This is a genomic window from Rhodovulum viride (assembly GCF_003265965.1).
In the GTDB taxonomy this organism is placed as follows: Bacteria; Pseudomonadota; Alphaproteobacteria; order Rhodobacterales; family Rhodobacteraceae; genus Rhodovulum; species Rhodovulum kholense.
The window spans coordinates 21,137-44,183 of sequence record NZ_MUAV01000003.1; the positions used below are offsets into that span (position 1 = coordinate 21,137).

General features: G+C 66.7%; 16 protein-coding genes and 1 tRNA gene. 6 read left to right on the plus strand and 11 right to left on the minus strand.

The features are described from left to right. Positions 1-41: 41 nt before the first annotated feature. A complete protein-coding gene (locus BYZ73_RS02870) occupies positions 42-452 on the plus strand; it encodes a F0F1 ATP synthase subunit epsilon (RefSeq protein ID WP_112314835.1) in 411 nt (136 codons plus the stop codon). Between the two features lie 151 nt (positions 453-603). On the opposite strand, the gene BYZ73_RS02875 is transcribed toward BYZ73_RS02870, so the two are convergent. The 4 genes from BYZ73_RS02875 to BYZ73_RS02890 all read right to left on the minus strand — a co-directional run bounded on the left by BYZ73_RS02875 (position 604) and on the right by BYZ73_RS02890 (position 4,808). Beyond that, positions 604-1,314 carry a DNA helicase gene (locus tag BYZ73_RS02875; RefSeq protein WP_112314836.1) on the minus strand — a complete coding sequence of 237 codons (711 nt, stop codon included), beginning with the start codon at positions 1,312-1,314 and terminating at the stop codon, positions 604-606. Between the two features lie 374 nt (positions 1,315-1,688). Continuing rightward, on the minus strand, positions 1,689-2,873 hold the full coding sequence (locus tag BYZ73_RS02880; protein ID WP_112314837.1) for a vWA domain-containing protein: 1,185 nt from the start codon (positions 2,871-2,873) through the stop codon (positions 1,689-1,691). A 77-nt stretch (positions 2,874-2,950) separates the two neighbouring features. Then, complete coding sequence (locus tag BYZ73_RS02885; protein WP_245943042.1) at positions 2,951-4,252, minus strand: DUF2927 domain-containing protein; 1,302 nt, start codon at positions 4,250-4,252, stop codon at positions 2,951-2,953. A gap of 109 nt (positions 4,253-4,361) precedes the next feature. Further along, positions 4,362-4,808, minus strand: a complete 447-nt coding sequence (locus BYZ73_RS02890; protein WP_425451057.1) for a GNAT family N-acetyltransferase — start codon at positions 4,806-4,808, stop codon at positions 4,362-4,364. A 262-nt stretch (positions 4,809-5,070) separates the two neighbouring features. Here BYZ73_RS02890 and BYZ73_RS02895 point away from each other — a divergent pair. Then, positions 5,071-5,147, plus strand: a tRNA-Asp gene (locus BYZ73_RS02895). A gap of 281 nt (positions 5,148-5,428) precedes the next feature. On the opposite strand, the gene BYZ73_RS02900 is transcribed toward BYZ73_RS02895, so the two are convergent. Continuing rightward, complete coding sequence (locus tag BYZ73_RS02900) at positions 5,429-6,802, minus strand: M20/M25/M40 family metallo-hydrolase (RefSeq protein WP_112314840.1); 1,374 nt, start codon at positions 6,800-6,802, stop codon at positions 5,429-5,431. Between the two features lie 150 nt (positions 6,803-6,952). On the opposite strand from BYZ73_RS02900, the gene BYZ73_RS02905 reads away from it, so the two are divergent. The 4 genes from BYZ73_RS02905 (at position 6,953) to BYZ73_RS02920 (ending at position 13,048) form a co-directional block, all read left to right on the plus strand. Continuing rightward, positions 6,953-7,615, plus strand: a complete 663-nt coding sequence (locus BYZ73_RS02905; RefSeq protein WP_245943030.1) for a 5-aminolevulic acid synthase — start codon at positions 6,953-6,955, stop codon at positions 7,613-7,615. Between the two features lie 532 nt (positions 7,616-8,147). Then, the gene (hemA, locus tag BYZ73_RS02910) at positions 8,148-9,371 is read left to right on the plus strand and encodes a 5-aminolevulinate synthase (protein ID WP_112314841.1); all 1,224 of its coding nucleotides are present in this window, start codon (positions 8,148-8,150) and stop codon (positions 9,369-9,371) included. Between the two features lie 113 nt (positions 9,372-9,484). Beyond that, positions 9,485-10,741 carry a helix-turn-helix domain-containing protein gene (locus tag BYZ73_RS02915; RefSeq protein WP_108027050.1) on the plus strand — a complete coding sequence of 419 codons (1,257 nt, stop codon included), beginning with the start codon at positions 9,485-9,487 and terminating at the stop codon, positions 10,739-10,741. A 447-nt stretch (positions 10,742-11,188) separates the two neighbouring features. Continuing rightward, entirely contained in the window at positions 11,189-13,048 is a 1,860-nt protein-coding gene (locus BYZ73_RS02920; RefSeq protein WP_112314842.1) for a methyl-accepting chemotaxis protein, read from the plus strand. 296 nt (positions 13,049-13,344) lie between these two features. Here BYZ73_RS02920 and BYZ73_RS23500 read toward each other — a convergent pair whose 3' ends face one another. The 6 genes from BYZ73_RS23500 to ilvN form a co-directional block, all read right to left on the minus strand. Then, entirely contained in the window at positions 13,345-14,451 is a 1,107-nt protein-coding gene (locus BYZ73_RS23500) for an alpha/beta fold hydrolase domain-containing protein (protein ID WP_215731060.1), read from the minus strand. Between the two features lie 167 nt (positions 14,452-14,618). After that, complete coding sequence (locus BYZ73_RS02935) at positions 14,619-15,119, minus strand: acetone carboxylase subunit gamma (protein WP_112314843.1); 501 nt, start codon at positions 15,117-15,119, stop codon at positions 14,619-14,621. 55 nt (positions 15,120-15,174) lie between these two features. Further along, entirely contained in the window at positions 15,175-17,484 is a 2,310-nt protein-coding gene (locus tag BYZ73_RS02940) for a hydantoinase B/oxoprolinase family protein (protein WP_112314844.1), read from the minus strand. Positions 17,485-17,506: 22 nt separating this feature from the next. Further along, positions 17,507-19,660, minus strand: coding sequence for a hydantoinase/oxoprolinase family protein (locus BYZ73_RS02945; protein WP_112314845.1), 2,154 nt, complete (start codon positions 19,658-19,660; stop codon positions 17,507-17,509). Positions 19,661-19,947: 287 nt separating this feature from the next. Next, positions 19,948-21,774 (minus strand): sigma-54-dependent Fis family transcriptional regulator, encoded by a 1,827-nt coding sequence (locus BYZ73_RS02950; RefSeq protein ID WP_112314846.1) that lies wholly within the window; start codon positions 21,772-21,774, stop codon positions 19,948-19,950. 376 nt (positions 21,775-22,150) lie between these two features. Then, a complete protein-coding gene (gene ilvN, locus BYZ73_RS02955) occupies positions 22,151-22,711 on the minus strand; it encodes an acetolactate synthase small subunit (RefSeq protein WP_108022709.1) in 561 nt (186 codons plus the stop codon). Between the last annotated feature and the right edge of the window lie 336 nt (positions 22,712-23,047).

A 23,047-nucleotide genomic window follows, 5' to 3' on the forward strand; every position in this document is an offset into this window, starting at 1 on the left:
GGACGGACCGTCCGCCCGGCGCCTGCTTGCAAGGAGGCAACATGGCCGACACGATGCAATTCGATCTGGTGGCGCCGGAACGCCGGGTGGCCTCGGAGCGGGCGACTTCGGTCGTCATTCCGGGTTACGAGGGCGACCTGACCGCGATGCCCCAGCACGCGCCCCTGATCACCACCCTGCGCCCCGGCCTGCTTGAGGTCTTCACCGAGAGCGGATCGCAGAAATACATCGTCACCGGCGGGTTCGCCGAAATCACCGCTGATGCGGCGACGGTTCTGGCCGAACGCTCGCATCCGGTCGAGGAGGTGACGCAGGACATGATCGACGAGATGGTCGCCGAGGCCCGTGCGGCCGCTCGCGACGCGCATCCCGATGTGGTCGACGCCGCGGCGCGGATGCTGGCCGACATGGTCGCGATGGGCACCCATATTGGCTTCGAGCCCCAGACCTGAGCCGTTTCGGCTCCGGTTTCTGGACGGGTCCGCTTCGGCGGGCCCTTTTCTTTTTGCGCTCCGGCCATCGGGCATGGGGATGGCGGAAGACGGGCAGGCGGCCGCCCGTCCGATCTGCGAGCGCTGCCGTCCGGCGCCCGGGGCCGTGGTCTCAATCCACAGTCCCGATCCGGACTTCGCCCGCATGCAGGAAACAGGCCTTCGTGAAAATTCCCCGCGGGACCGGATTTGGGGCGCGGATGTGTCCGAAATCAGGCACGGGGCTGCGCTCCGGGTCGAAGGAGCGGTCGATCTGCGAGATGAATCCCAGGACGATCCCGCTTTCTTGGGCCAGTGACTGCAGGAGGAGCAGCTGTTCCGCGAGGGGCGGCTTGCTTCGCTGCTGGTCGAGGATTTGCAGGTAATCCACGACGGCGACGGTGCTCCGGGGGGCGCCCTCGAGATAGCGGAAGATGAAACCGGCGCTGATGCCGTCGGAGGTCACGATCTCCGGCAGGTCCGGACCGGCCGCCTGCGGATCCATCGGCTTCATGCGTTCCAGAACCTCCCGGGCGGTATATTCCAGCGTGAAGAAGACGGCGCGTCGTCCCGCGCGCCTCGCATCGAGAAGAAGCTGCAATCCGAGCCGGGTCTTGCCATGTCCGGGCCGGGCGCCGATCAAAAGCATGTCCCCGTCTGCAAGCCGGGGCAGCAACGGCGCGGCGGGTGCGTATTCCGGCAAACGGCTGGAGAGGAGGCTCCACCCGGAGAACCCCTCCTCGCGCGCTATGCGGTCCTGCGCCTCGTGCAGAGGGATGTTCTCCTTGCGGGCCAGCAGCCTCGCCCGGCGTTTCAATCTGTAGACAGGTGCGGAAAGCCGCATCACGGAACCTCCATTCCGGGCCTGAAACGCAACCCCTCCTTATGCGGATGCCCGAACAGACGGTTCGATGATCATTTTGCCCCGTATTTGCGATACTTCCCGTTCGGAGGGAGGAGGCGCGGGCCAAGCCTTCCTCAAAACGTTACCGCAGCTCCTCTATGCGGGCAAGTCCGGCGGCCGGAGGCCCGCCCGGCCTGCGCCCGGGCGGACCGTCCCGGAAGACGTCTCCGGAGCGTCTTCTGCAGGGTGTTTGATCCCAAAGCGGGCGCGAGCCGCCACTGCCGCGAAGCGATGCGGCTCTTCCGCCGATATTTTGCAGATCCAATCGACCCGGGCGGACCCTTTAGGTGCCTTGGGTCTGCGTGCCGTCTTCCCTACTGCCCCAGCGCCTTCATGCCCCGCTCGATCCCGTCGAGGGTCATCGGCACCATGCGGTTGTCGAAGATCTCGCGGATCATGCCGATCGACTGGGTGTAGTGCCAGTACCGTTCGGGCACCGGGTTGATCCAGAGATGGTCCGGCCACTGCGCCCGGGCGCGTTCCAGCCAGACCCGGCCGGGCTCGGCGTTCCAGTGTTCGTTCGCGCCACCCGCGAAGGCGATCTCGTAGGGCGACATGCTGGCATCGCCGACGAAGATGCACTTGTAGTCGGACCCGTAGGTCCGCAGCACCTCGGCGGTCGGCGTGACCCGGTCCCAGCGGCGGCGGTTGTCGCGCCAGACGCCTTCGTAAAGGCAGTTGTGAAAGTAATAGTGCTCGAGATGCTTGAACTCGGACCGCGCGGCCGAGAACAGTTCCTCGACGACTCGGATATGGTCGTCCATCGACCCGCCCACGTCGAGAAACAGCAGTACCTTGACCGCGTTGTGCCGTTCGGGCCGGGTCTTGACGTCAAGATAGCCGTGATCGGCCGTGGCCCGGATCGTGCCGTCGAGGTCCAGCTCTTCGCGGGCGCCGTCGCGCGCCCAGCGGCGCAATCGTTTCAGCGCCACCTTGATGTTGCGGGTGCCAAGCTCGACCGAGTCGTCGAGATTGCGGAATTCGCGCTTGTCCCAGACCTTGACCGCGCGGCGATGGCGGCTTTCGTCCTGACCGATGCGCACGCCCTCGGGATTGTAACCATAGGCGCCGAAGGGAGAGGTCCCGGCGGTGCCGATCCACTTGTTGCCGCCCTGGTGGCGTTCCTTCTGTTCCTTCAGGCGCTCCTTCAGCGCCTCCATCAGCTTGTCGAAACCGCCCATCGCCTCGATCTCGGCGCGCTCGGCCTCGGACAGGTGGCGTTCGGCCAGCTTGCGCAGCCAGTCCTCGGGCAGGTCGAGCGCCTCGAGCACCTCGCCCGGGCCGATTTCCTCGAGCCCGCCGAAGCTTTGAGCGAAGGCCCGGTCGAACCGGTCGAGCAGGCGTTCGTCCTTCACCAGCGCGGTGCGGGCGAGATAGTAGAAGCCCTCGGCGTCATAGGTGACGAGGCCCAGCTTCACCCCTTCGAGGAAGCTCAGATACTCCCGCAGCGAGACGGGAATGCCGGTGGCGCGAAGCGTCTGGAAAAAGGGCAGGAACATGGTCCGAGCATAGGGCCCGGCAGGGCCGTCGGAAAGGGGAAAGCCCGGATCAGTCGGCCCGGATCAGTCGGCCCGGATCAGTCGGACTGGGCCGGGTTCAGCCAGGCGATTTCCGCCATGCGCTCGCGCACCTCGTCCTCGGAGCCGAATCCGTAGCGCGCCCAGCCAAGCGCGTCGCGCCGGATCGCGGCGGCCTCCCTGTGCCAGCCCAGCATGTCGAGCGCCTCGGCCTTCATCAGCAGCATCGAGGCCAGAAGGGCGGCATTCTCGCCGTTCTGCACGTCGTCGAGGTGATCGTCGATGATCAGGACGGCGGTATCCGGCTGCCCGGCAGACAGCGCGAAAGCCGCGATATGCATGGCCACATGGGCCGATTGCACGCGGGTCACCGGATGGGCGGCATAGATCTGGCCCGCCTCGAGGAACGCAGCCAGCGAGGTTTCGCCATTGTTCTGGCCAAGCGCCAGGCGGCCGAAGGCAAAGAGGCTGAAGGCCAGGCGGGTGTCGCGCCAGCCCTGGGTGCGGGCGATCTCGACCGCGCTCCGGGCGGCCGCAACCCGCTGCGACGGGGCGGTGCCGGGGCCGAGCGCGGTCTCGATGGCGTCGATCCAGACCCGCGGCGTCGGCGACATCAGATCGCCTCCGCCGATGCGTTCGCCGCGCGGGTTGAGCCGGGCCAGAAGCCGCGGCAGCACCCGGGCGGCTTCGTCGCGGGTGGTGCCGTTATGCAATTCGGGCGCGTAATAGGCGCGCAGGATCAGCATGTCGAAGCCGGTCAGGACGGTGTGGAAATTGTCGTCGTTGAAGACCGAATCCGGCAGCCGGTAGAGGTCGTTCAGCGGGCCGATGGCCTGGGCCAGTTCCTCATGCAGGCAGTCGCGCACCTCTTGCGGGCTGACGTCGCCGGGAATGAAGATCGCGACCCGTTCGCGCACCGGCAGCGTGGTCCAGTCGACCTCGCCCGAGCGGCGGCTTTGCCGGTAGTCCTCCCAGGAGGAGACGCGCGGTGCCACGAAGCAGGCGGCCTGCGGCACCAGCCGCTGCAACTGGCTGCGGGGCAGGAACTCGATCGTGATGCTGGCCGGCGCGTCGGCGGCGACCCGGCGGATCCCGATCCCGGCCTCGCGGCGGAGCCGGACCAGCAGCGCCGCCAGATCGGGTTCGAGGCTGGCGGGGGCAGGGCCGGTGACGCGGACGGTGATCGGCCCTTCGAAGCGCGTCATGGAAGGCAGGCTGCGCCCGCTTTCCATCTGGAAGGCGAGGTCGAGAAAGTCCTGGGCGATGGCGGCGTTCGAGCGTTGGGGCGGTGTCACGCGATGGGTGACGAAGGTTTTAATCGGCGGCAGATCGGCGAGCGCCGGCGGGCGGCGTGCCGGCATTTCCGGTCCGGGACCGGCGCAGGCGGCAAGCGCCAGCAGCAGGGCCAAAGGCCGCGCCAGGGCCGCGGCTCGGTCGATGGTCCGCGCCGCGGGGCCGCCGCGGCGGGCGTCAGCCGCGGACATATTTCACGAAGGGGGTGGGCTGGCCGATCCGGTCGTAAAGCTGTCGAGCGGTTTCGTTCGAGTCCTGGGTGAGCCAGTAGACCGAAGGCGTGCCCCGGGAATCGGCCACCGCGTAGACCGCCTCGATCAACGCCCGGCCGACGCCGCGGCCGCGCATGGCGGGATCGGCGTAGAGATCCTGCAGATAGCAGACATTCTCGGGCTTCCAGCAATGCCGGTGGAAGATGAAATGCACGAGCCCCACCGCCTGACCGCCGCTCAGCGCCAGGCGGCAGCCCATGTTCGGATCGCCGCCATGCAGAAGCCGCGCGAAAGTGACGTCATAGGTCTCGGCCGGGACCGAGGTGTCGTAGAAGTCGAGATAGGCCGCCCAGAGACCGCGCCAGGCAGTGGCGTCCTCGGGGCGGAGCGGACGGACGAGGAGGTCGGTCACGGCGGGGGGCCTTTCGCGGGGAGAGCAGGGGGAATCCGACAGTCGCATCTTGCGAGACCGCCGCGGTCTTCACAAGGGTCGGACGCGGTTCGCCGACCATTGCGGGGCGAGGCGTGGCCTTGCGGCCCGGCTTTTTGCGAGCTGCGGCGGGGCGGATAAAAAAACCCGCGCGGCGGGGGCAAGATTTGCGGCCGGAGGCGCTTGACGGGGGCTCTGGGCGTCAATAAAAGGCACGTCACGCCGGGCGAGCCCGGAAGGCGCTGCGGTTGTAGCTCAGTTGGTTAGAGTACCGGCCTGTCACGCCGGGGGTCGCGGGTTCGAGCCCCGTCAACCGCGCCACTTCTTTAAGTTCTGATATTTTTCGTTCATCCGGACGAAAGAAGCCGGGCGCTCCCGCCCGTCTTTGGCGGCCTTTCTGCCGCCGCATCCCGTTGGGCCGGGCGCCGCGCTGGCGCGCGGCGCGGTCGGGGCTGTGCGGAAGGGGTATTTCGTCCGGCCGGTCGTGGTGGTGCGCCAGGGGCTCGCATCGGTTCCGCCGTCCGCGGGGCCGCGGTGGTCGGCCCCGCTGTCTGCCCCGGACCGGAAACACTCCCGGCCGGGGGGCTGCCTCGGTGGGCCGCTCAGTCGGCGAGTGCGGCCAGGATTCGAGCCCAGCTGCGGATGCCCTTGTGGAAGCTCTCGAGATCGTACTTCTCGTTCGGCGAGTGGATTGCGTCGTCATCCTTGCCGAAGCCGATCAGCATCGACTCCATCCCCAGAAGCGTCTTGAAGTAGCCCGCCACCGGGATCGATCCGCCCGAGCCGACAAAGGCCGCCGGGTTGGGCCATTCCTGCGACAGCGCCCGACGGGCCTTCTCGAAGGCCGGATCGGCGATGTCCATCACCGAGGCGGGCGAGGCGCCGTGGGGGGCGAACTCGGCGGTGCAGTCGGGCGGCAGCATGTCCTGCACCATCTTCCGGAACGATTCGCGGATCTTCAGCGGGTCCTGGGTGCCGACGAGCCGGAAGCTGATCTTGGCCGAGGCCCTGGACGGCAGCACCGTCTTGAAGCCCGCGCCCTCGTAGCCGCCGGAGATGCCGTTCACCTCGCAGGTCGGGCGCGCCCAGAGCATTTCCAACACCGACCGGCCGTCTTCGCCCGCCGGGGTCGAAAGCCCGACCTCGCCCAGGAACCGGTCCGCGTCGAAACCGGTCCCGGCCCATTGGCGGAGAATCTCTTCGGGCATTTCGGGCACCCCGTCGTAGAAGCCCGGCACGGTCACGCGGCCGGTGTCGTCATGCAGTGCCGCGATGATCCGGGCCAGCACCCGGATCGGGTTCATCGCGGGGCCGCCATACATGCCCGAATGCAGGTCCTTGGACGGGCCGGTGATGGTGATCTCTTCGCCCACGAGGCCGCGCAGCATGGTGACGATCGTGGGGGTCGCCTCGCCCAGCATGCCGGTGTCGCAGATCAGCGCGAGATCGGCCTTCAGCCGGTCGGCGTTCTCCTTGAGGAAGGGCACCATCGAGGGCGACCCCGATTCCTCTTCGCCCTCAAGAAAGACGGTGATGCGGGCGGGCAGGGAGCCATGCACCGCCTTCCAGGCGCGGCACGCCTCGAGAAAGGTCATCAGCTGGCCCTTGTCGTCGCCCGCGCCCCGGGCGCGGATCACCTTGCCCTTCGGCGTCTCCTCTATGGCCGGATCGAACGGGTCGCGATGCCAGAGCGACAGCGGGTCGACCGGCTGCACGTCGTAGTGACCGTAAAAGAGCAGGCTCGGTCCGGTCGAGCCGCCCTTGGCGACGACCATCGGATGCTTGGGCGTGGGGCAGATCTCGGCGTCGAAGCCGATCGAGGCAAGATCGCGGACCATCCATTCGGCGGCCTCGCGGCAGGCGGTGGCATGGGCCGGATCGGTCGATATCGACGGGATGCGGAGCAGCGCCATCAGCCGGTCGAGCGCCTGCGGCAGATCGGCGTCGATACGGGAAAGAACAGGGTCAAGGCTCATCGCGGACTCCTTCTGGTGCGGGGGTTGCGCGGACCCTAGCAGGCCGGTGGGGGGTGTCCAGAGGGGGTCTGGGGCAGGGGCCGGAGGGCTGGCAGGCCGCCGCCGGGAGGACTAGAGTCACCGGGCGGTCGTCTTGACAGGAGGTGGGACATGGATTGCAGGAACGAAAACGCGGGGCAGCAAGGGGCAGAGGCCGGGCCGCGCCGGGGTCAAACCCGTCTTCCCGCGCGGATTCTCGGGATTTCGCTTGGAGTTGCCCTCGGGCTGGGCGCCGCCGTCGCGGCCTCGGCCGGACCGGTCGACGGCAAGGCCGCGCGCAAGCTGGCATTCAAGCCGAAAGGTGCCGAGGTCACCGTGATCGACCTGCCTTTCCTGTCGGAAGCCGACCGCAAGGGGCTGGTCTTCGCGGGCGAGCAGCAGCCCTATTACGGGGCCATCGCCGTCGCGCCCAGCGAGGGGCTCATTTCCGAGGCGACGCTCGCCGCGGCCAACTATCACGACGTCGAGTCGGCCCGCGCCGCGGCGCTGAAGGGCTGCGACGCCGCCCGCAAGCCCGATGGGAAGCCTTGCGTGATCGCGGCCGAGATCCGGCCGAAAGGCTGGGAGCCGCGGGCGCTGCAGCTCTCGGCCGATGCGACCGAAGGGTTGCGCTCCGACTACGGCCGGCGGGGCGGCCCGCGCGCCATGGCGATTTCGGAATCGACCGGCCGCTGGGTGGTGCGCAAGGGGCCCGACGCGGCGGCTCAGGCGCTCGACGCCTGTACCAGCGCCTCCGGCGCGTCCGATTGTCGGGTGGCGGTCGAGGATCGCTGAGACGGAGGCTTGGCCCTGCGGGGCATGGTCTCTCTGGACCCGCTAGACAGGGGCGGGTCCCGGACGCCGCCAGATGGCCTTTCCGGTGAGGCTGTCTAGCCAGACTTACAGTCGCTCTGTCCACCTGAATTGACAGAAATCAATGTTCAAACGCGAAAACTGTCGCTAAGCTGACGGACGGGTGGTGTGCGCGAACGCTCCTTCAGACCGAATCGTGCCATATTGCCCGGGTATCGGTGGACCTCAGAAACCCTGTTTCCGATCGGAACGCCTGGCCCGGGAAGGCTGACGCAAAAGCGAGGATCGGCTGAAATTTTGTGCAGCATCACGCTTCGATATCCGCCGTTTTTCGCATAAGAGAAACGGACCGGAAACGGAAACGGCAATTCGGACGCTCCCGGCCGGGACGGACGGAACGCCAGAGGGGTCGGTCGGTGACCCCTGAACGCAGAAGGACCCGGAAGGTTCCGCAGGGCGGGGCGTGACGGAAATCCTCGATGGCCTTGCGGGGCCTAGAAAAAGGAGAGACCCGGTGGATTATACCGCTGCTTTGGACGCATCCATCAACCGGCTGCATGAAGAGGGACGCTACCGCACCTTCATCGACATCGAACGGCGCAAGGGCGCGTTCCCCGAGGCGGTCTGGAGCCGTCCGGACGGTGAGAACCAGGACATCGTCGTGTGGTGCGGCAACGACTATCTCGGCATGGGGCAGCATCCGACGGTGATCGCCGCCATGCAGGATGCGATTTCGGCCACCGGCGCCGGGTCGGGAGGCACCCGCAACATTTCCGGCACCACGGTCTATCACCGCCGTCTCGAGGCCGAACTGGCCGACCTGCACCAGAAAGAGGCCGCGCTGGTCTTCAACTCGGCCTACATGGCCAATGACGCGACGCTCTCGACCCTGCCGGTGCTGTTCAAGGATCTGGTCATCGTCTCGGACGAGCTGAACCATGCCTCGATGATCCAGGGCATTCGCCGCGGCCGCTGCGACAAGCACATCTTCCGCCACAACGACATGGCGCATCTGCGTCAGGTGCTGGAAAGCATCGAGAAGGGCCGCCCGATCCTGATCGCCTTTGAGTCGGTCTACTCGATGGATGGCGATTTCGGCCCGATCGAGGAAATCTGCGACCTGGCCGACGAATTCGGCGCGCTGACCTATATCGACGAGGTCCATGCGGTCGGCATGTACGGCCCCCGCGGCGCCGGTGTCGCCGAGCGTGACAACCTGATGCACCGCATCGACATCATCAACGGCACGCTGGCCAAGGCCTTTGGCGTGTTCGGCGGCTATATCGCGGCCTCGGCCAAGATGTGCGATGCCGTGCGGTCCTATGCGCCGGGCTACATCTTCACCACCTCGCTGCCGCCGGCCATCGCCGCTGGCGCCTGTGCCTCGGTGCATCACCTGAAATCCGACCAGGCGCTGCGCGACAAGCATCAGGACCGCGCCCGCGTGCTGAAGGCCCGTTTCAAGGGGCTGGGCATGCCGGTGATCGACCATGGCAGCCATATCGTTCCGCTGATCATCGGCGATCCGGTCCACACCAAGCGCATCTCGGACATGCTGATCGAGGGTTACGGCATCTACGTGCAGCCGGTGAACTTCCCCACCGTGCCGCGCGGCACCGAACGGCTGCGGTTCACGCCGTCGCCGGTTCATACGCCGGAACAAATGGATGCCCTGATCCGCGCAATGGACGAGCTTTGGGCCCAATGTGCGCTGAATCGCGCCGAACTCACCGCATAGATCCAACTGCGGGTGTACCGCTCCCGCGCTTGTGATAATGTTTCGTCAAAGAGGCGGCGATTCCACGGATCGCCGCCTCATCGAGGACACGAAGGCAGGCACAGGGCGGTTCCATGATCAGGCGCAGGCAGCCGCGCGCGGCTGAGGGCTCGCAAGACGCACCTAAAGGTTTCGATGCGTTCGAATTGCGTCTTGGGGATGTCATGCGGGGAGAGCGCGCGACGCTCGGCAAGTCCCTGCTGGACGTCCAGCGCGAACTGAAGATCCGCGCAACTTACATCGCCGCCATCGAAAACGCCGATCCGACGGCCTTCGAGACGCCCGGTTTCATCGCTGGCTATGTGCGGTCCTATGCCCGCTATCTGGGGCTCGACCCGGAATGGGCCTATCGCCGCTTCTGCGAAGAGGGCGATTTCGCCACTGTCAACGCCATGGATGCGGCGGCGTCGCCGCGGCCCCAGGCGTCGCGCCGCAAGTCGGTTTCCGAGCCGCGCGATCCGCTGGCCGACCCCAATGCGATCTTCGTGCCGCGCGGTCCCGCGTTGTTTTCCCAGGTGCAGCCCGGTGCCATTGGCTCGATGCTGGTGCTGCTGTCGCTGATCGCGGTGCTGGGTTACGGTGGCTGGTCGGTGCTGACGGAGATCCAGCAGGTGCAGCTCGCGCCGCTCGACGATCAGCCGGGCCTGATCGCCGATGTTGATCCGCTTCAGGTGGCCGAGGCCGATCCGCTGTCGGACGAAACCCCCGCGACGCCCCCGTCGGTCGAGGCGCTCGACCGTCTCTATCGGCCGCAAGCTCTCGACCGCCCGGTCATGGTCGCCCGCGACGGACCGATCGCCACCATCGATCCCGGCGAAATCGGGGTTCTGTCCAGCGATCGTCGTCCCGACCGGGCCTTCGACCGCGCCGTTGCCAGCGCGCTGGCCGAGGCCGGTGCGGGCGCGCCGAGCCTGACCGTCGCTCAGGCAGGCGCGGCTGGCTCCGGGACGCGCCCTGTTCAGGTCGTGGCGGCCGACGCAACGCCCGAACTGGCGCTTCTGGCCGTGCGGCCTGCCTGGGTTCGCGTTTCGGCGGCGGACGGCACCGTACTGCTCGAGAAGATCCTGAATGCCGGCGAAAGCTACGTGCTGCCCCGGACGGACGAGCCGCCGACCTTGCGCGCCGGCAATTCGGGCTCGGTCTATTTTTCGGTGAACGGTCAGACCTACGGGCCGTCCGCGCCGGGCGCAAATGTCGCCAAGAACATCGAGCTTTCGCCGAAAGCGCTGACCCAGCGCTATCAGCTGGCCGATATCAAGGCCGATCCCGATCTGGCGGTCGCGCTTGCCCAGAACGAGGTTCCGGTCGCCGTATCGGGGCCGTCCCGCTAGGGGCGTCGTCGTCGGCCGAGGTCTCACTGTTCCTCCGAGGAACGCAGGCCGCCCCAAGGGCGGCCTTTGTCGTTCCGCCTGTCGCTTGCGTCTGATCGTCCGGCTGCGATCCTTTGGCGACTGCGTCCGGCAAAGGCTCTGGCTGTGACCGCGCGATGGGCCCGGGCGGGAGGAGGAATGTGCATCGAGAGGCAATTGGTGGCTGGCTCGATCCGGACTGGTATGGCTCCCGAAGAATTGCAGGGGGGCGGGAAGTCATCCGGGCGACGGGGAGATCCGTATTGGAGTCAATAAGACAATAAAAACAAAGGAGAAAAGGGAGGCCGTGGCCAAGCTGCGCGTTCTGCGGCAAAAGTCATTCTGCATTTACCTAGAATTGAACTTTAAGAGAGTTTCTAAACGGTTTGCGGTATACCGCGCAGCATTGCACAATTCGAGGTAGCACGCATGCCCGCCTTCCTGTACCGGATCCCGTTCCGCATTTATCTGATTGTGATCGTAGCGCTTGCGCTGTCGATCGTGCTGTCGGTCCTTCTGCTCTCGCGCGCCGTCGACAACGCATATCAGATGCGCGAGATCGAGCTTCACGGCATGACGGATGCCGCGATCTCGCTTCTAGACGATCTTCAGTCGAAGGTGGAAGCCGGAGAAATGGACCGAGCGGCGGCCGAGGCGAGGGGCCGACAGCTTCTCGAGACGCTGCGTTTCGGCGAGTCGGGGTACCTGTTCGCGCTCGACAACGACCTCATCGTGAAGGCGCACGCCACGCTGCCGGAATGGGTCGGGACCGACAAATCTGACTATGCGGACGTCAAGGGGCTGAAACTCTTTCAGGAAATGCGCGAGGTCGCGTTGCGCGACGGGGCGGGCACGGTGGAATACTGGTTCCAGAAACCCGGCGAGACGGACCCCGAGAAGAAGCTTGGCTCGGTGCAGGAGTTCAAACCCTGGGGCTGGCTGGTCGGAACCGGTGCCTATGTGTCGGACATCAATGCCGAACTGGCCAGCATGCGGATGGCGTCGATCATCACGCTGATCGTCGGCATGCTGCTGCTGATCGCCGTGTCGACCGTGCTGGTGCGCAGTGTCACCCGGCCACTGGCGGCATTCGTTGGGTCGATGAGCGATGTCGCGGATGGCCGCTACAATACGGAAATCCCGGCCGCGAAGCGCCACGACGAAATTGGCGACCTCGGCCGCAACCTGTCCGCGTTCCGTGACAAGCTGGCCGATTCGGAGCGTCTCGCCGCTGCCCGCGAGGAGGACCGCCGTGAACAGGAACGCGTGGTGGCCGATCTGGGCGTCGGGCTGCGAGCGCTGTCCGAGGGCGATCTGACCCGGACCATCGACACGACCTTCGCGCCGGCCTACGAACAGCTGCGTCAGGACTTCAACGCCACCGTCGACACGCTGAACGCGCTGATGGGCGAAATCGTCGAGAACTCGACCGAGATCACCACCCGCGCCGAGGAAATCAGCGGCGCCTCTGACGACCTGTCGCGCCGAACCGAGAACCAGGCCGCCACGCTGGAAGAGACCGCCGCCGCCATGGACGAGATGACCGCCAGCGTGCGCGCTGCCGCCGACGGCGCGGCCCAGGTCGAAAACGTGGTGCGTGAGGCACGCGGCAATGCCGAACAGTCGGGCCTCGTGGTCAAGGAAGCGATCAGCGCGATGTCGGAGATCAAGAAATCCTCCGACGGGATCAACCAGATCATCGGCGTGATCGACGATATCGCGTTCCAGACGAACCTTCTGGCCCTGAACGCGGGCGTCGAGGCGGCGCGCGCGGGCGAGGCGGGACGGGGTTTTGCCGTGGTCGCCTCCGAGGTTCGGGCGCTGGCCCAGCGGTCCTCCGAGGCCGCGAAAGAGATCAAGACGCTGATTTCGTCCAGTTCCGATCAGGTCGAATCCGGCGTGGCGCTGGTGAACCGGACCGGCGAGGCGCTGACCGACATCGTCGAGCGCGTCAGCAACATCGCCGTGCTGATCGGCGAGATCGCGACCGGCGCGCAGGAACAGTCTGTGGGGCTTGGCGAGATCAATGTCGGGATCAACGAACTGGACAAGGTCACCCAGCAGAACGCCGCCATGGTCGAGGAGGCGAACGCCGCCGCGGTGACGATGAAGCAGGAGGCGGGCAATCTGCAAAGCCTCGTCGCCCGGTTCCGTCTGAAGGGCAGCGGCCCCGTGCTGACCAGCCCGCGGAGCCCGTCGGCGCCCACCTACACGCCCGATCGCCCGTCATCCGCCACGATGGTTGCGCCCAAGCGGGCCGTGAACGACAGCGGCTGGCAGGATTTCTGAGCCTGCACGCCGGTGAGCGGGCAGCGGGTCTCGGACCGTTCGCAGAGCGTCAGCGCTCGGAAGGAGCGGTCCGAGATGCCGGAACCTTCAGGCGGATCGGTGCGGGCTTGGGAAAGGCATCGACCGGCTCCCGCCGCCGTTCGGCAATTCCGTGCGGAGCCGTGTTTGCGATTGCGCGGGATGAGCCGGACGAAGAAGACCGCGACGCGCGTCTCTGGCATCGGGCAAGTTCGCACGCGGCCGCCCGGACGAAGATCCCGAGACCTCGAGCGACCTCGGTGTATCCCAGGCCGGGTTCAGGCCGCGTCGCCCGAAAGATAGACCTTGACCGGGCGTACAGGGCGGCCGTCGGACCAATGACCCAGGTCGAACTCCAGACGGTCGGCCTCGGTGCCCTCGCGGATGACCCGGTCGAGCGCAGACCAGAGATAGCGCCAGTCCAGCGTGTCTTCGGCGCCAACGCCGTCGAGCAGCAACAAAGACAGAAGCGGGCGGAAAAAGCTGGTATCGTCGGTCGCCTGTTCGTGATTGGCGAAATGTCCGGGGCAGCCATGGGTATCGGTCTGCGACAGGTACATGCGCTTGCGATCCGTGGCGATGGCACCGAACGGGATATCCCATTCGGATTTCGGCACGATCCAGTCGGCGTCGCCATGCAGGATTGCGACCGGCATGGTCAGTGCCTTTCCCGTGACGCTCAGGTTCACATCGTCCTGCAACCGGTCGAGGGCCAGGCCGATCTGGCCCGGCGCCGACGCGGCGGAACTGCTGGGGATCGGGTCGGCAGTCACGACCTGCAGCGGCATCAGATTGGCGGGCAGGCCGTCCTGGGTCACGTACCAGGGCCAGCTCAGCGCGAAGAGTCCGCCCAGCGAATGGCCATAGACATAGGTATCGACCGCGACATCGGGTCCGAAGCCGACCTGGGCATAGGCATCGGTGACGCTGGCCAGCGCGTTCCGCATCCATTTCTCCTGGGAGGGCCGCAACCCGTCGCCGAAGACCTCGTCCAGCAACTCGGCCACGGTCATCAGCCCTCTGGCGGGAAAGCTGCAGAACCCGGTCTGAAAGTTCGGAAAGAAGACGGTATAGCCCTGACGGACGAGGTGTTCGAGATGAGCGCGGTAGATCTGCGACGCCCCCAGCACGAAGCCGTGCAGGAAGATCACCGCCTTGGGGCGTCCGTTCTGCCCGAGCCAGGGCGTCTTCGGCCGATAGACCTCGATATAGCTGCCCTTCTGGCATTTCCCGAACCGCTCGACGGTAAACTCCGGCGAGGTATAGACGGCGCTGTAATCGGGACGTGGCGGCGCCTTGGGGCGCAATGGTCCGAACACCCGGCAAAGGGCGGCCTGAAGCAGATAGCCTAAGGTGGTGCGCAGATCGCTCAGAAGCATCGACACGGCCCAAGCCTCCCTTGATGGGTCAGGACAATGAAAAGGCGGGGAGGGCGGCGGGTCAAGCTGTTTGCACAACTTGGCGGCGACTTTCTTTCGCCTTGCGGTAAGGTTCGGCGGGGCGCAATGCGGCCCCCTTCGGAAAGGGGGCCGCGGCGCGGCCGGGGCCTCGGTCAGGCGCGCTCGGGCACCTCGAGGCCGAGCCAGTCGCGATAGAAGGTGTCGATATCCGGTTCGAAATCGTGGATCACCGGATACCAGGGCGTGGGCGCCTCGACGTCCAGCAGGTCACCCGAGAGCGGGCAAAAGTATTCGCGGATCACCTGCCAGCCGGTCGAGGGCGCCATCAGCTTGGGATAGAGCTTTTCCATCGCCTCTGGCGTGTCGCGGACCCGGACCTTGGCATGCAGCTTCCAGTTCTCGGTCCAGTCGCAGAAATCGTGCCCGGCCCAGCTGCGGATCACCCATTTCTTGTCTTCGGCCCGCTGGACGATGAAAAGTCTCGGTCCCAGCGGCAGGATGATGCGATCGTCCCAAGGGACCTGCTCTTGCAGGATCCCGAGGTAGATTTCGAACCTTTCCTGATCCTTGGGCATGGACAGCATCTGATGCAGCGCGTCCTGGTCGATGGTGCCGTCCACGAGATCGCGGATCTTGGCTTCGGTATAGGCCATGTCTGTTCCTCCCTTTCTGAAACGGGCGCCGGGGTCGGCCGGCGCCCCGGTTGGGTCATTCCTCGACCAGCTTGACGATGGTGACGTCGGGCAGTTCCGACAGGTCCATCGAATAGTCCTTGCCGTAGGACGGGATCGGCAGGTCGGCCTCCTTCAGTTGCCAGCTGTCCGGCAGGTTCCAGAACGCCCGGAAATCTCGTTCGAATTTCGGGCCGAGCTTGAACGAGGCGGCATACATCTGCTGGACATGGGTGCCCGCCTCCTTGGCCAGGATCTTTTCGCGTTCGCCCGCCATCCAGTCGCGGGTCGGCACCGACTGTGCCAGCCGCTCCTGCCGGATCTCGGCACGGCGCGCCTCGGTCGCGGCCAGATCGGCCACCACCCGGCCGCGCTCGCCCTCGGCCAGCACGACGCCATAGACGCTGTCGGCAAAGCGCGCGAGCAGGTAGCCGCCATTCACATCGGCCGCCACCGCCTCGGGCTTGCGGTCGAGCGGGTCGCCGAAGCCCGGGCCGCCGCGCATGTAGTTGAGGTAAAGATCGTAATCGGCGAACATTTCCTCGGTGGTGATGGCCTGCTTGTCGCGCTTGATCCGGGCACCCTCCAGCATCCCGTCCCAGACCGGGTTCTCGGGGTCGGTATCGCCGCCCCAGGGGATCGGCTCGCCCCTGGCGATCTTCTCTTTCAGCCCGGTGTCATGCGCGGCGAAGCGGTAGCCCGAGGCCGCCGGATAGCCGCCCATCAGCCCCCAGTCGGAACTGATATGGCCGTTGCCCATGAAGAACATCGTCCAGTCCTTGGCGTTCCAGACCATGCGCAGGCTCTCGAAGCCGCAGCCGCCGCGATACTTGCCCGCGCCGCCCGAGGAGGCCTTGATCTGGCGGCCGAGATAGACCAGCGGCTCGGCCAGTTCCCAGATCTCCATGTCGCCCATGTCGCCCTCGGGGTTCCAGATCGCCGCCGCGTGGCTGATGCCGTCGCGCACCGCCGTGGCACCGACCCCGTTGGCCGCGCATTCGAACGAGTTCACGGCATGGATCTCGTCATACTGGTTGAAGCCGCCGCCCTGCAGCCAGTTCGAGGTATTGGCATTGCCCGCATTGACCTCTTCGAGATAGCCGCGTCCGAAATAGCTGCGCGAGAGCCCCCGCCAGAGTGCCGTCCAGGACGAGACCAGGAAGTGCCAGCTATAGGCGAAGGCCACGCGCCGGTCGTCGGGGTTCATCCAGGTGCCCTTGGGCAGGCGGAATTCGGTGCCGTAGGCGGCGCCGTCGTTGATCATCTCGGTCGGGATCAGGGTCTGGGTCATCATCACCCAGATACCGGACGTGAAGCTGACCGAATGGGCGTTGTAGGTGTGCCAGCCCCAGCGCGACGAGCCTTCGAAATCGAGCCGCCAGGTGCCATCCTTGCGGATCGTCATCTCCGACGGCGTGTGCATGATCGTATCGACCTTGGCGAAGTCCGAGGGCACGCGCACGTCGTCGTGGCTATAGGGCACGTCGACGAAGCCCACCTGGCGATAGGTGCCCGGAATGGTCATCGCCTTGATCCGGTTCTGAAGCCCCAGCCGGCCATGTTCGACCGCCTCATAGGCGAATTGCCAGTAGGCATCGATCCCCTCGTCGGCGATCACCTCCTCGACCAGCTTGCGGATCATGTGACAGCCCGCGACCCGGGTGCGTTCGTCGAGCATCCAGTAGCGCGTGGTACGCACCGCGCGCTGGCTTTCATGCAGCCAGTCGCGGAACAGCGTGTCGTTCTCGCCGATTTTGCGGCAGGTCACCGAATAGCCGTCGCCGAAGCGCTGGACCTGGCCCGTGGTCATCGAGCCCGGACCGACGGCGCCGGTATCGATCACATGGGTCACGCCGCCGACCCAGCCGATCAGCTCGCCCTCGTGGAAGATCGGCACGATGGTGTGGATGTCGCACGGGTGGACGTTGCCGATCAGGCTGTCGTTGTTGCAGAAAATGTCCCGGTCCTTGACGCCGGGATTGGTCTCCCATCCGTTCTCGATCATGTATTTGATCGCGGCCCCCATGGTGCCGACATGGATGATGATGCCGGTCGAGGTCAGGATGCTGTCGCCCGCCGCGTTATAGAGGGTGAAGCACAGCTCGCCCTCCTGCTCGACGATGGGCGAGGCCGCGATCTTCTTGGCGGTCTCGCGGGCATCGACGACACCGGCCCGAAGCCGCGAGAACAGCTTGTTGTACTTGATCGGATGCTCGTCCCGCAGCTCCATGTGGCGGAGCCCGGCATAATGGCCGCTGCGTTTGGTGGCCTCCATGATCTTGTCGCGGTGCTGCTTGAGGGTCTCGCCGCCGCGGACGATGCCCTTGATATCTGTCTGGATGTTCATGTGATGTCCTCCCTTTCGCGCGTCACAGTTCCTTGAGGTGGAACAGGCGGTGTTCGTCGAGCCAGGTTTCGAACCCGTCCGGCACGACGAAGGTCGTGGCGTCGGATTCGATGATCGCGGGGCCGACGACCTGGTTGCCGGGCAGAAGCGTTTCCATCCGGTAAAGCTGGGCCTCCACCCAGCGGCCCTTGCGGTAGAACTGCCGCGTGCCGGTGCGCGCCTCGCGCGGCGGGGTGGCGTCGTGCAGGGGTTCCTCGGGGATCTTCGGTTTCGGGATCGGGACGGTGCCGCGCATGATCGCGCCGGTCACCGAATAGCCCAGCTCGGGCGAGCGGGCCGAGGCGGCATAGACCCGGCCATAGGTGTCGTTGAAGGCAGAAACCAGCCGGTCCCAGTCGTCGGCGCCGGCGGCCGAGGCGATCGGGCTTTCGATTTCCAGGTCGTTCAGCTGCCCGCGATACTGCATCCGGAAACCGGGCTGCAGCTCGACCTTGTCGGCGGAATAGCCGTTGCGCTCGAACTCTTCCAGAACGCGCTCGGTCAGCTCGTCCCAGGCGGCCTGCAACACCTTGGCCTGGGACGCCTTGTCGGCCTCGTGGGCATCGGTGTCGATATTGATGTCGAGCGACTTGTCATAGCGGTATTCGAAATCGGCCGCCGCGCAGCCGAAGGCCGAAAAGCCCGCGGCCCAGGCCGGCACGATCACGTCCTCGAAGCCCAGGCCTTCGGTATAGCCATAGGTGTGGACCGGGCCCGCGCCGCCATAGCTGAAGCAGGTAAAGCTGCCCGGGCTGTAGCCCTTGCCCGAGATCATCGAGCGCATGTAGTCGCGCAGCTCGGCATCGAGCAGCTCGATCACCCCGGCCGCGGCATCCTCGACCGACAGCCCCAGCGGGTCGGCGACCTGCACCTTGATCGCGTCCCAGGCGCGCTGGCGGTCCAGCTTGACCTGTCCGCCGAGGAAGTTGTCGGGGTTCAGGTAGCCCAGCACCACATGGCAATCCGAGATCGAGACCGTCTCGATACCGCTTTCGGCCCAGCAGACGCCGACGCGATAGCCCGCGCTGTCGGGGCCGAGCTTGATCGCCTTGGTATAGGGGTCGAGCCGCACGAAGCTGCCCGCACCCGCGCCGACCGAGTCCATCGCCACCAGCGGCAGCGACAGCACCAGCCGCGCCATGTCGGGATCGTTGCGGATCGTCAGCTCGCTTTGCGTGATCAGCGCCACGTCGAAGGAGGTGCCGCCGATATCGGAACAGGCGATGTTCTTGTAGCCCAGCTTCTCGCCCAGATACTTGGCGCCGATCACGCCGCCGATCGGGCCCGACACGATGGTCCGCGCCAGTTCCTTGGCCTTCCACGAAATGGTGCCGCCATGGGTCGCCATCACCCGGAAGTCGAATTTGGACCCGTGATCCTTGAAGGCGCCCGAGATGCCGTGCAGCGTCTGGCGCGACGGCTCGGCGGCATAGGCCTCGAGCACGGTGGTATTGGTGCGGTGGGTTTCCTTGCGCACCGGATAGTAGTCTGTCGAGGCAAAGACCGGGATCGTCTTACCGCTGGCCTTGACCTCGTCCTCGACGATGTCGCGCACCCGGCGTTCGTGGGTCGGGTTCTTGTAGGAATGCAGAAGCGAGATCACGATGCCTTCGACATCCTCGGCGATCAGATCGCTCGCGGCGGTCCGGGCCGACTCCTCGTTCAGCGGGATCACCACCTTGCCCATCATGTCGATCCGCTCGGCCACGCCTCGGGTCAGGTCGCGCGGCACCAGCGGGTCGTCGTAATAGTGCGTGTTGATGTGGATGCGGTCCTCGTAGGCGAAGCCCAGATAGGCCTGGATCGCGCGGCCCATGCGGTGGAAATCTTCCATCCCCGCATTGACGATCAGCCCGACCCGAAGCCCCTTGCGCTGCACCACCCGGTTCAGCATCGCGGTGCCGGAATAGACCCCGGTCTGGATGTTGCGCAGCGCATCCTCCAGCGTCAGGCCCCAGTGTTCGAGCCCCTCGCGGCTGGATTCCAGCAGGCCCTGCGCCTCGTTTGCGGGTGTGGTCTGGGCCTTGCCGACGACGAAGTCGCCGTCTGCATCGACGAAGAACGTGTCGGTCATGGTGCCGCCGGCGTCGATGCCCAGCACCTGAACCGACCGCGCGTTCCGTGCGGTCTGTGTCATGCGTGTTTCCTCCCGTTTCAGCGCCGTCTCGGGACGCCGTCCGGTCAGACTATGCGAGCGGGCGTCGGTACCGGCCCTGTCCGGCGCTGGCGTGGCCGCCGGACAGTCATATTCGTTAAGGCAGGGTTTCGGGCGGCATTGTCCGGGGGCGAAGGGAGAGCCGTCCGGACAGGATGTGTCCGGCTGTCCGGACAGGTGCCGGACAGGTCCGAACAGGTTTCGGAGGGTGTGGGCAGACCGATTCGCGCGGTCTTGTGGGGGCGACCCCGAAGGTCCGTCCCCGTGCGTCAGTCCTCGGGGCGGGTCAGGCCGTAGGCGGCGAGCTTGGTGTAGAGCGTCGAGCGCGCGATCCCGAGCCGGCGGGCAGTGGCCGACATGTTGCCGCCGCTTGCCGCCATCGCCTCAAGAATGCGGGTGCGCTCGTCCGGTTCGGGCCGGGGCAGGGGGGCGGCCGGGGTCCGGATCTTTTCGGGCAGGTCTTCGGCGTCGATCACGCCGCGGCCGCAGAACAGCACCAGCGCCTGCATGTCGTTTCTCAATTCGCGGGCATTGCCGGGCCAGGGATAGGCCATCAGGGCCTCGCGTGCGGCCCGGGTCAGCGCCGGCGCCCGGCGCCCGGCCTCGGCGGCAGCCTGGGACAGGAAATGCTGGGCCAGCAGCGGAATGTCCTCGGTCCGGTCGCGCAGCGGCGGCAGCCGGAACTGGATCGTCGAGATGCGGTGGAACAGGTCGCGCCGGAACCGGTTTTCGGCCACGTCCCGGGGCAGGTCGCGATGGGTCAGCGCGATCACCCGAAACTCTGATCGTTCCGGCGCATCGGGGCTGCGCGCCCGGGTCAGCCCGTCTTCCAGTACCCGCAGCAAGAAGGGTTGCACATCCCCGGGCATCTCGCCGATCTCGTCCAGGCAGAGTGTGCCGCCATGCGCCGCGGCCACCGCGCCGCTGCCGGAGCCGTCGGTTTCGAACAGCACGCCCGCGGCGCTGTCGGCGCGCAGCGCGCCGCAATTGACCGGCACATAGCGCCCGTGCCGCTGGGCCGAGGCATCGTGGATCGCGCGGGCTAGCAGCTCCTTGCCGGTGCCGGTCTCGCCGCTGATCAGCACGGGCACGGCCGAGTCCGCCACGCAGCGCGCATGTTCAAGCAGCCGGACTATCGCGGGCGCTGTCCCCAGAAAGGCGTCGAACGGGTCGCCGCTGGGGGTTTCGACGGGCGTCCGCCGCCCGCGATAGGCCGTCAGCACCAGCCCGATGGGCAGGCCGTCGCGGCGCAGGATCTCGCCATCCATGCCCGAGAACCGGTCCGACATCTCGCTTGCCCAGTCGTCTTCGCGCCGGTCGCCGATGGCGCCGCCCTGGATCGCCTGGTTCGACCAGACGGCGCGGGTGTCGTGCAGGACCGCGCCGCGCCGGTCGATCAGGATCATGTGGGTGTTCTGCCAGCGCGCGCGGCGTCCCATGAACTGCTGGTATAGCACCTCGCGCTCTTCGCCGATCAGCCGGGCCAGCGCCTGGGTGATCTCGTCGCCGACCGCCATCGCCAGCGCCATGCTTTGCGGCAGAAACACATCGGTCGGCCCCGAGATGTCGACGATCCCGCGCAACGACCGGTCGACCGGGTCCAGCACCGGCACGGCGGCGCAGCTCCAGCGCTGGATCTCTTCGCAGAAATGCTGGATGCCATGCACCAAGGCCGGCCGCCCCGAGGCCGCGGCGGTGCCGATGCCATTGGTCCCGATGCTGGTTTCCTGCCAGTTGCCGCCGATCTGCAGCCGGTTCTCGCGGCCGGTGTCGATCACCCCCGGATCGCCCTCGGTTTCGGTGATGATGCAGTCGGGCGAGGCCAGGATCATCATCGATCCGGTGTCCTTCAGCATCGCCCGTGCCCGGAGCAGCGCGGCCCGGGCCAGCCGCCGCAACTCGGCGGTTTCCGTGCGCTTGCGCTGCAGCACCTCGTCGGTGACCTGCGGTGCGGTCAGCCGGTCGGGCAGAACGCCCGAGTCGCGCGAGCGCAGCCAGGAGGCCGCCAGGTCCGGGTCGAGATCGTCCGGCAATGCACCGGTGTCCAGGAAGCGGACCCAGTCCGCTTTCCTGACGAAGCGTTCGCGCGCGACCATATCTCCTCCCAGGGACCGTGCCCGGCCCCGAATACGTCGTCACGTTTGTCGCATCATTCTACCGGGCGCGGGGAAATCTGGAAAGGTCGCGGCCCGGGCTCCTTTGGCGGGGACGTGGGAGGGGCGGGACGGGCAGGGCGGGACCGGCGGCCTGCCGCTCGCGGCAACCGGATTGTTCCCAGAACCGGGTCCAGGTGTTAACCTTGATTGACGGTTCGCGTTGCGCATAGCGCGAATCGGGACGGATCTGCGACCCGGACCTCCCGGAAGGGCTGTCCGAGACAGGTCCATTCGCCGGATTTCCCCCGGCTCCGAAGGCCTCCGGTACTTACCCCGCCGGAGGCCTTCATCCTTTCAGGTTCCGGGTGCCGAGGCCTCACTTCCCGCGCGCCAAGGCGGCGACGCCGGTGCGCGCCATTTCGCAAAGACCGAGCGGGCGCATCAACTCGCCGAAGGCGTCGACCTTCTGGGGCGTGCCGGTGATTTCGAAGACAAAGCTTTCCAGCGTCGAGTCGACCACATTGGCGCGGAAGATATCGGCAAGCCGCAGCGCCTCGACCCGCTTCTCGCCGGTTCCGGTGACCTTGAAAAGCGCCAGTTCACGTTCGACCGACGGCCCCTCGACCGTCAGATCGTGGACCTCGTGCACGGGAACGATGCGGCCAAGCTGAGCCTTGATCTGCTCGATCACGGCCGGTGTGCCGGTGGTCACGATGGTGATCCGGCTCTTGTGGCCGGCGTGATCGACCTCGGCCACGGTCAGGCTGTCGATATTGTAGCCGCGCCCCGAAAAGAGGCCGATGACGCGGGCCAGCACGCCCGCCTCGTTGTCAACGGTCACCGCCAGGGTGTGACGTTCGCTGGTCTCGGCATTGGGGTCGCGCAGGTCATAGGCGGAATGTCTGGAGGTGCCTTGCTGGATGTTCAACGGAGCCATGTCATGTCCTCTCGGCGTTATCGTTTGCGCCCGGCCGGGTGCCGGGCGAAGTCTCGGGGCTTCGGGCGCGCGGCACGAGCCATAGCGCGACCGCCAGGGTCAGCGCCATGCCCGCCAGCGGAAGCCACGCGGCGGGCGGTTGCGGTCCGGGCCTTGGCACGAGGTCCGGCACGACCCTCGGTGCCACGGTCCGGAACGGGCCGACATCGTCGCGGTCTGCGTCCCGACGCGCCCGGGCCGCGCCGCGATCCGGGCGGCGAGGATTGCCGAGGGCAGGGCGGCGGCGATGGCCCGCGGCGGCCGCCACGGGCCGCCGGCAGGCGCCGACCCGTGCGG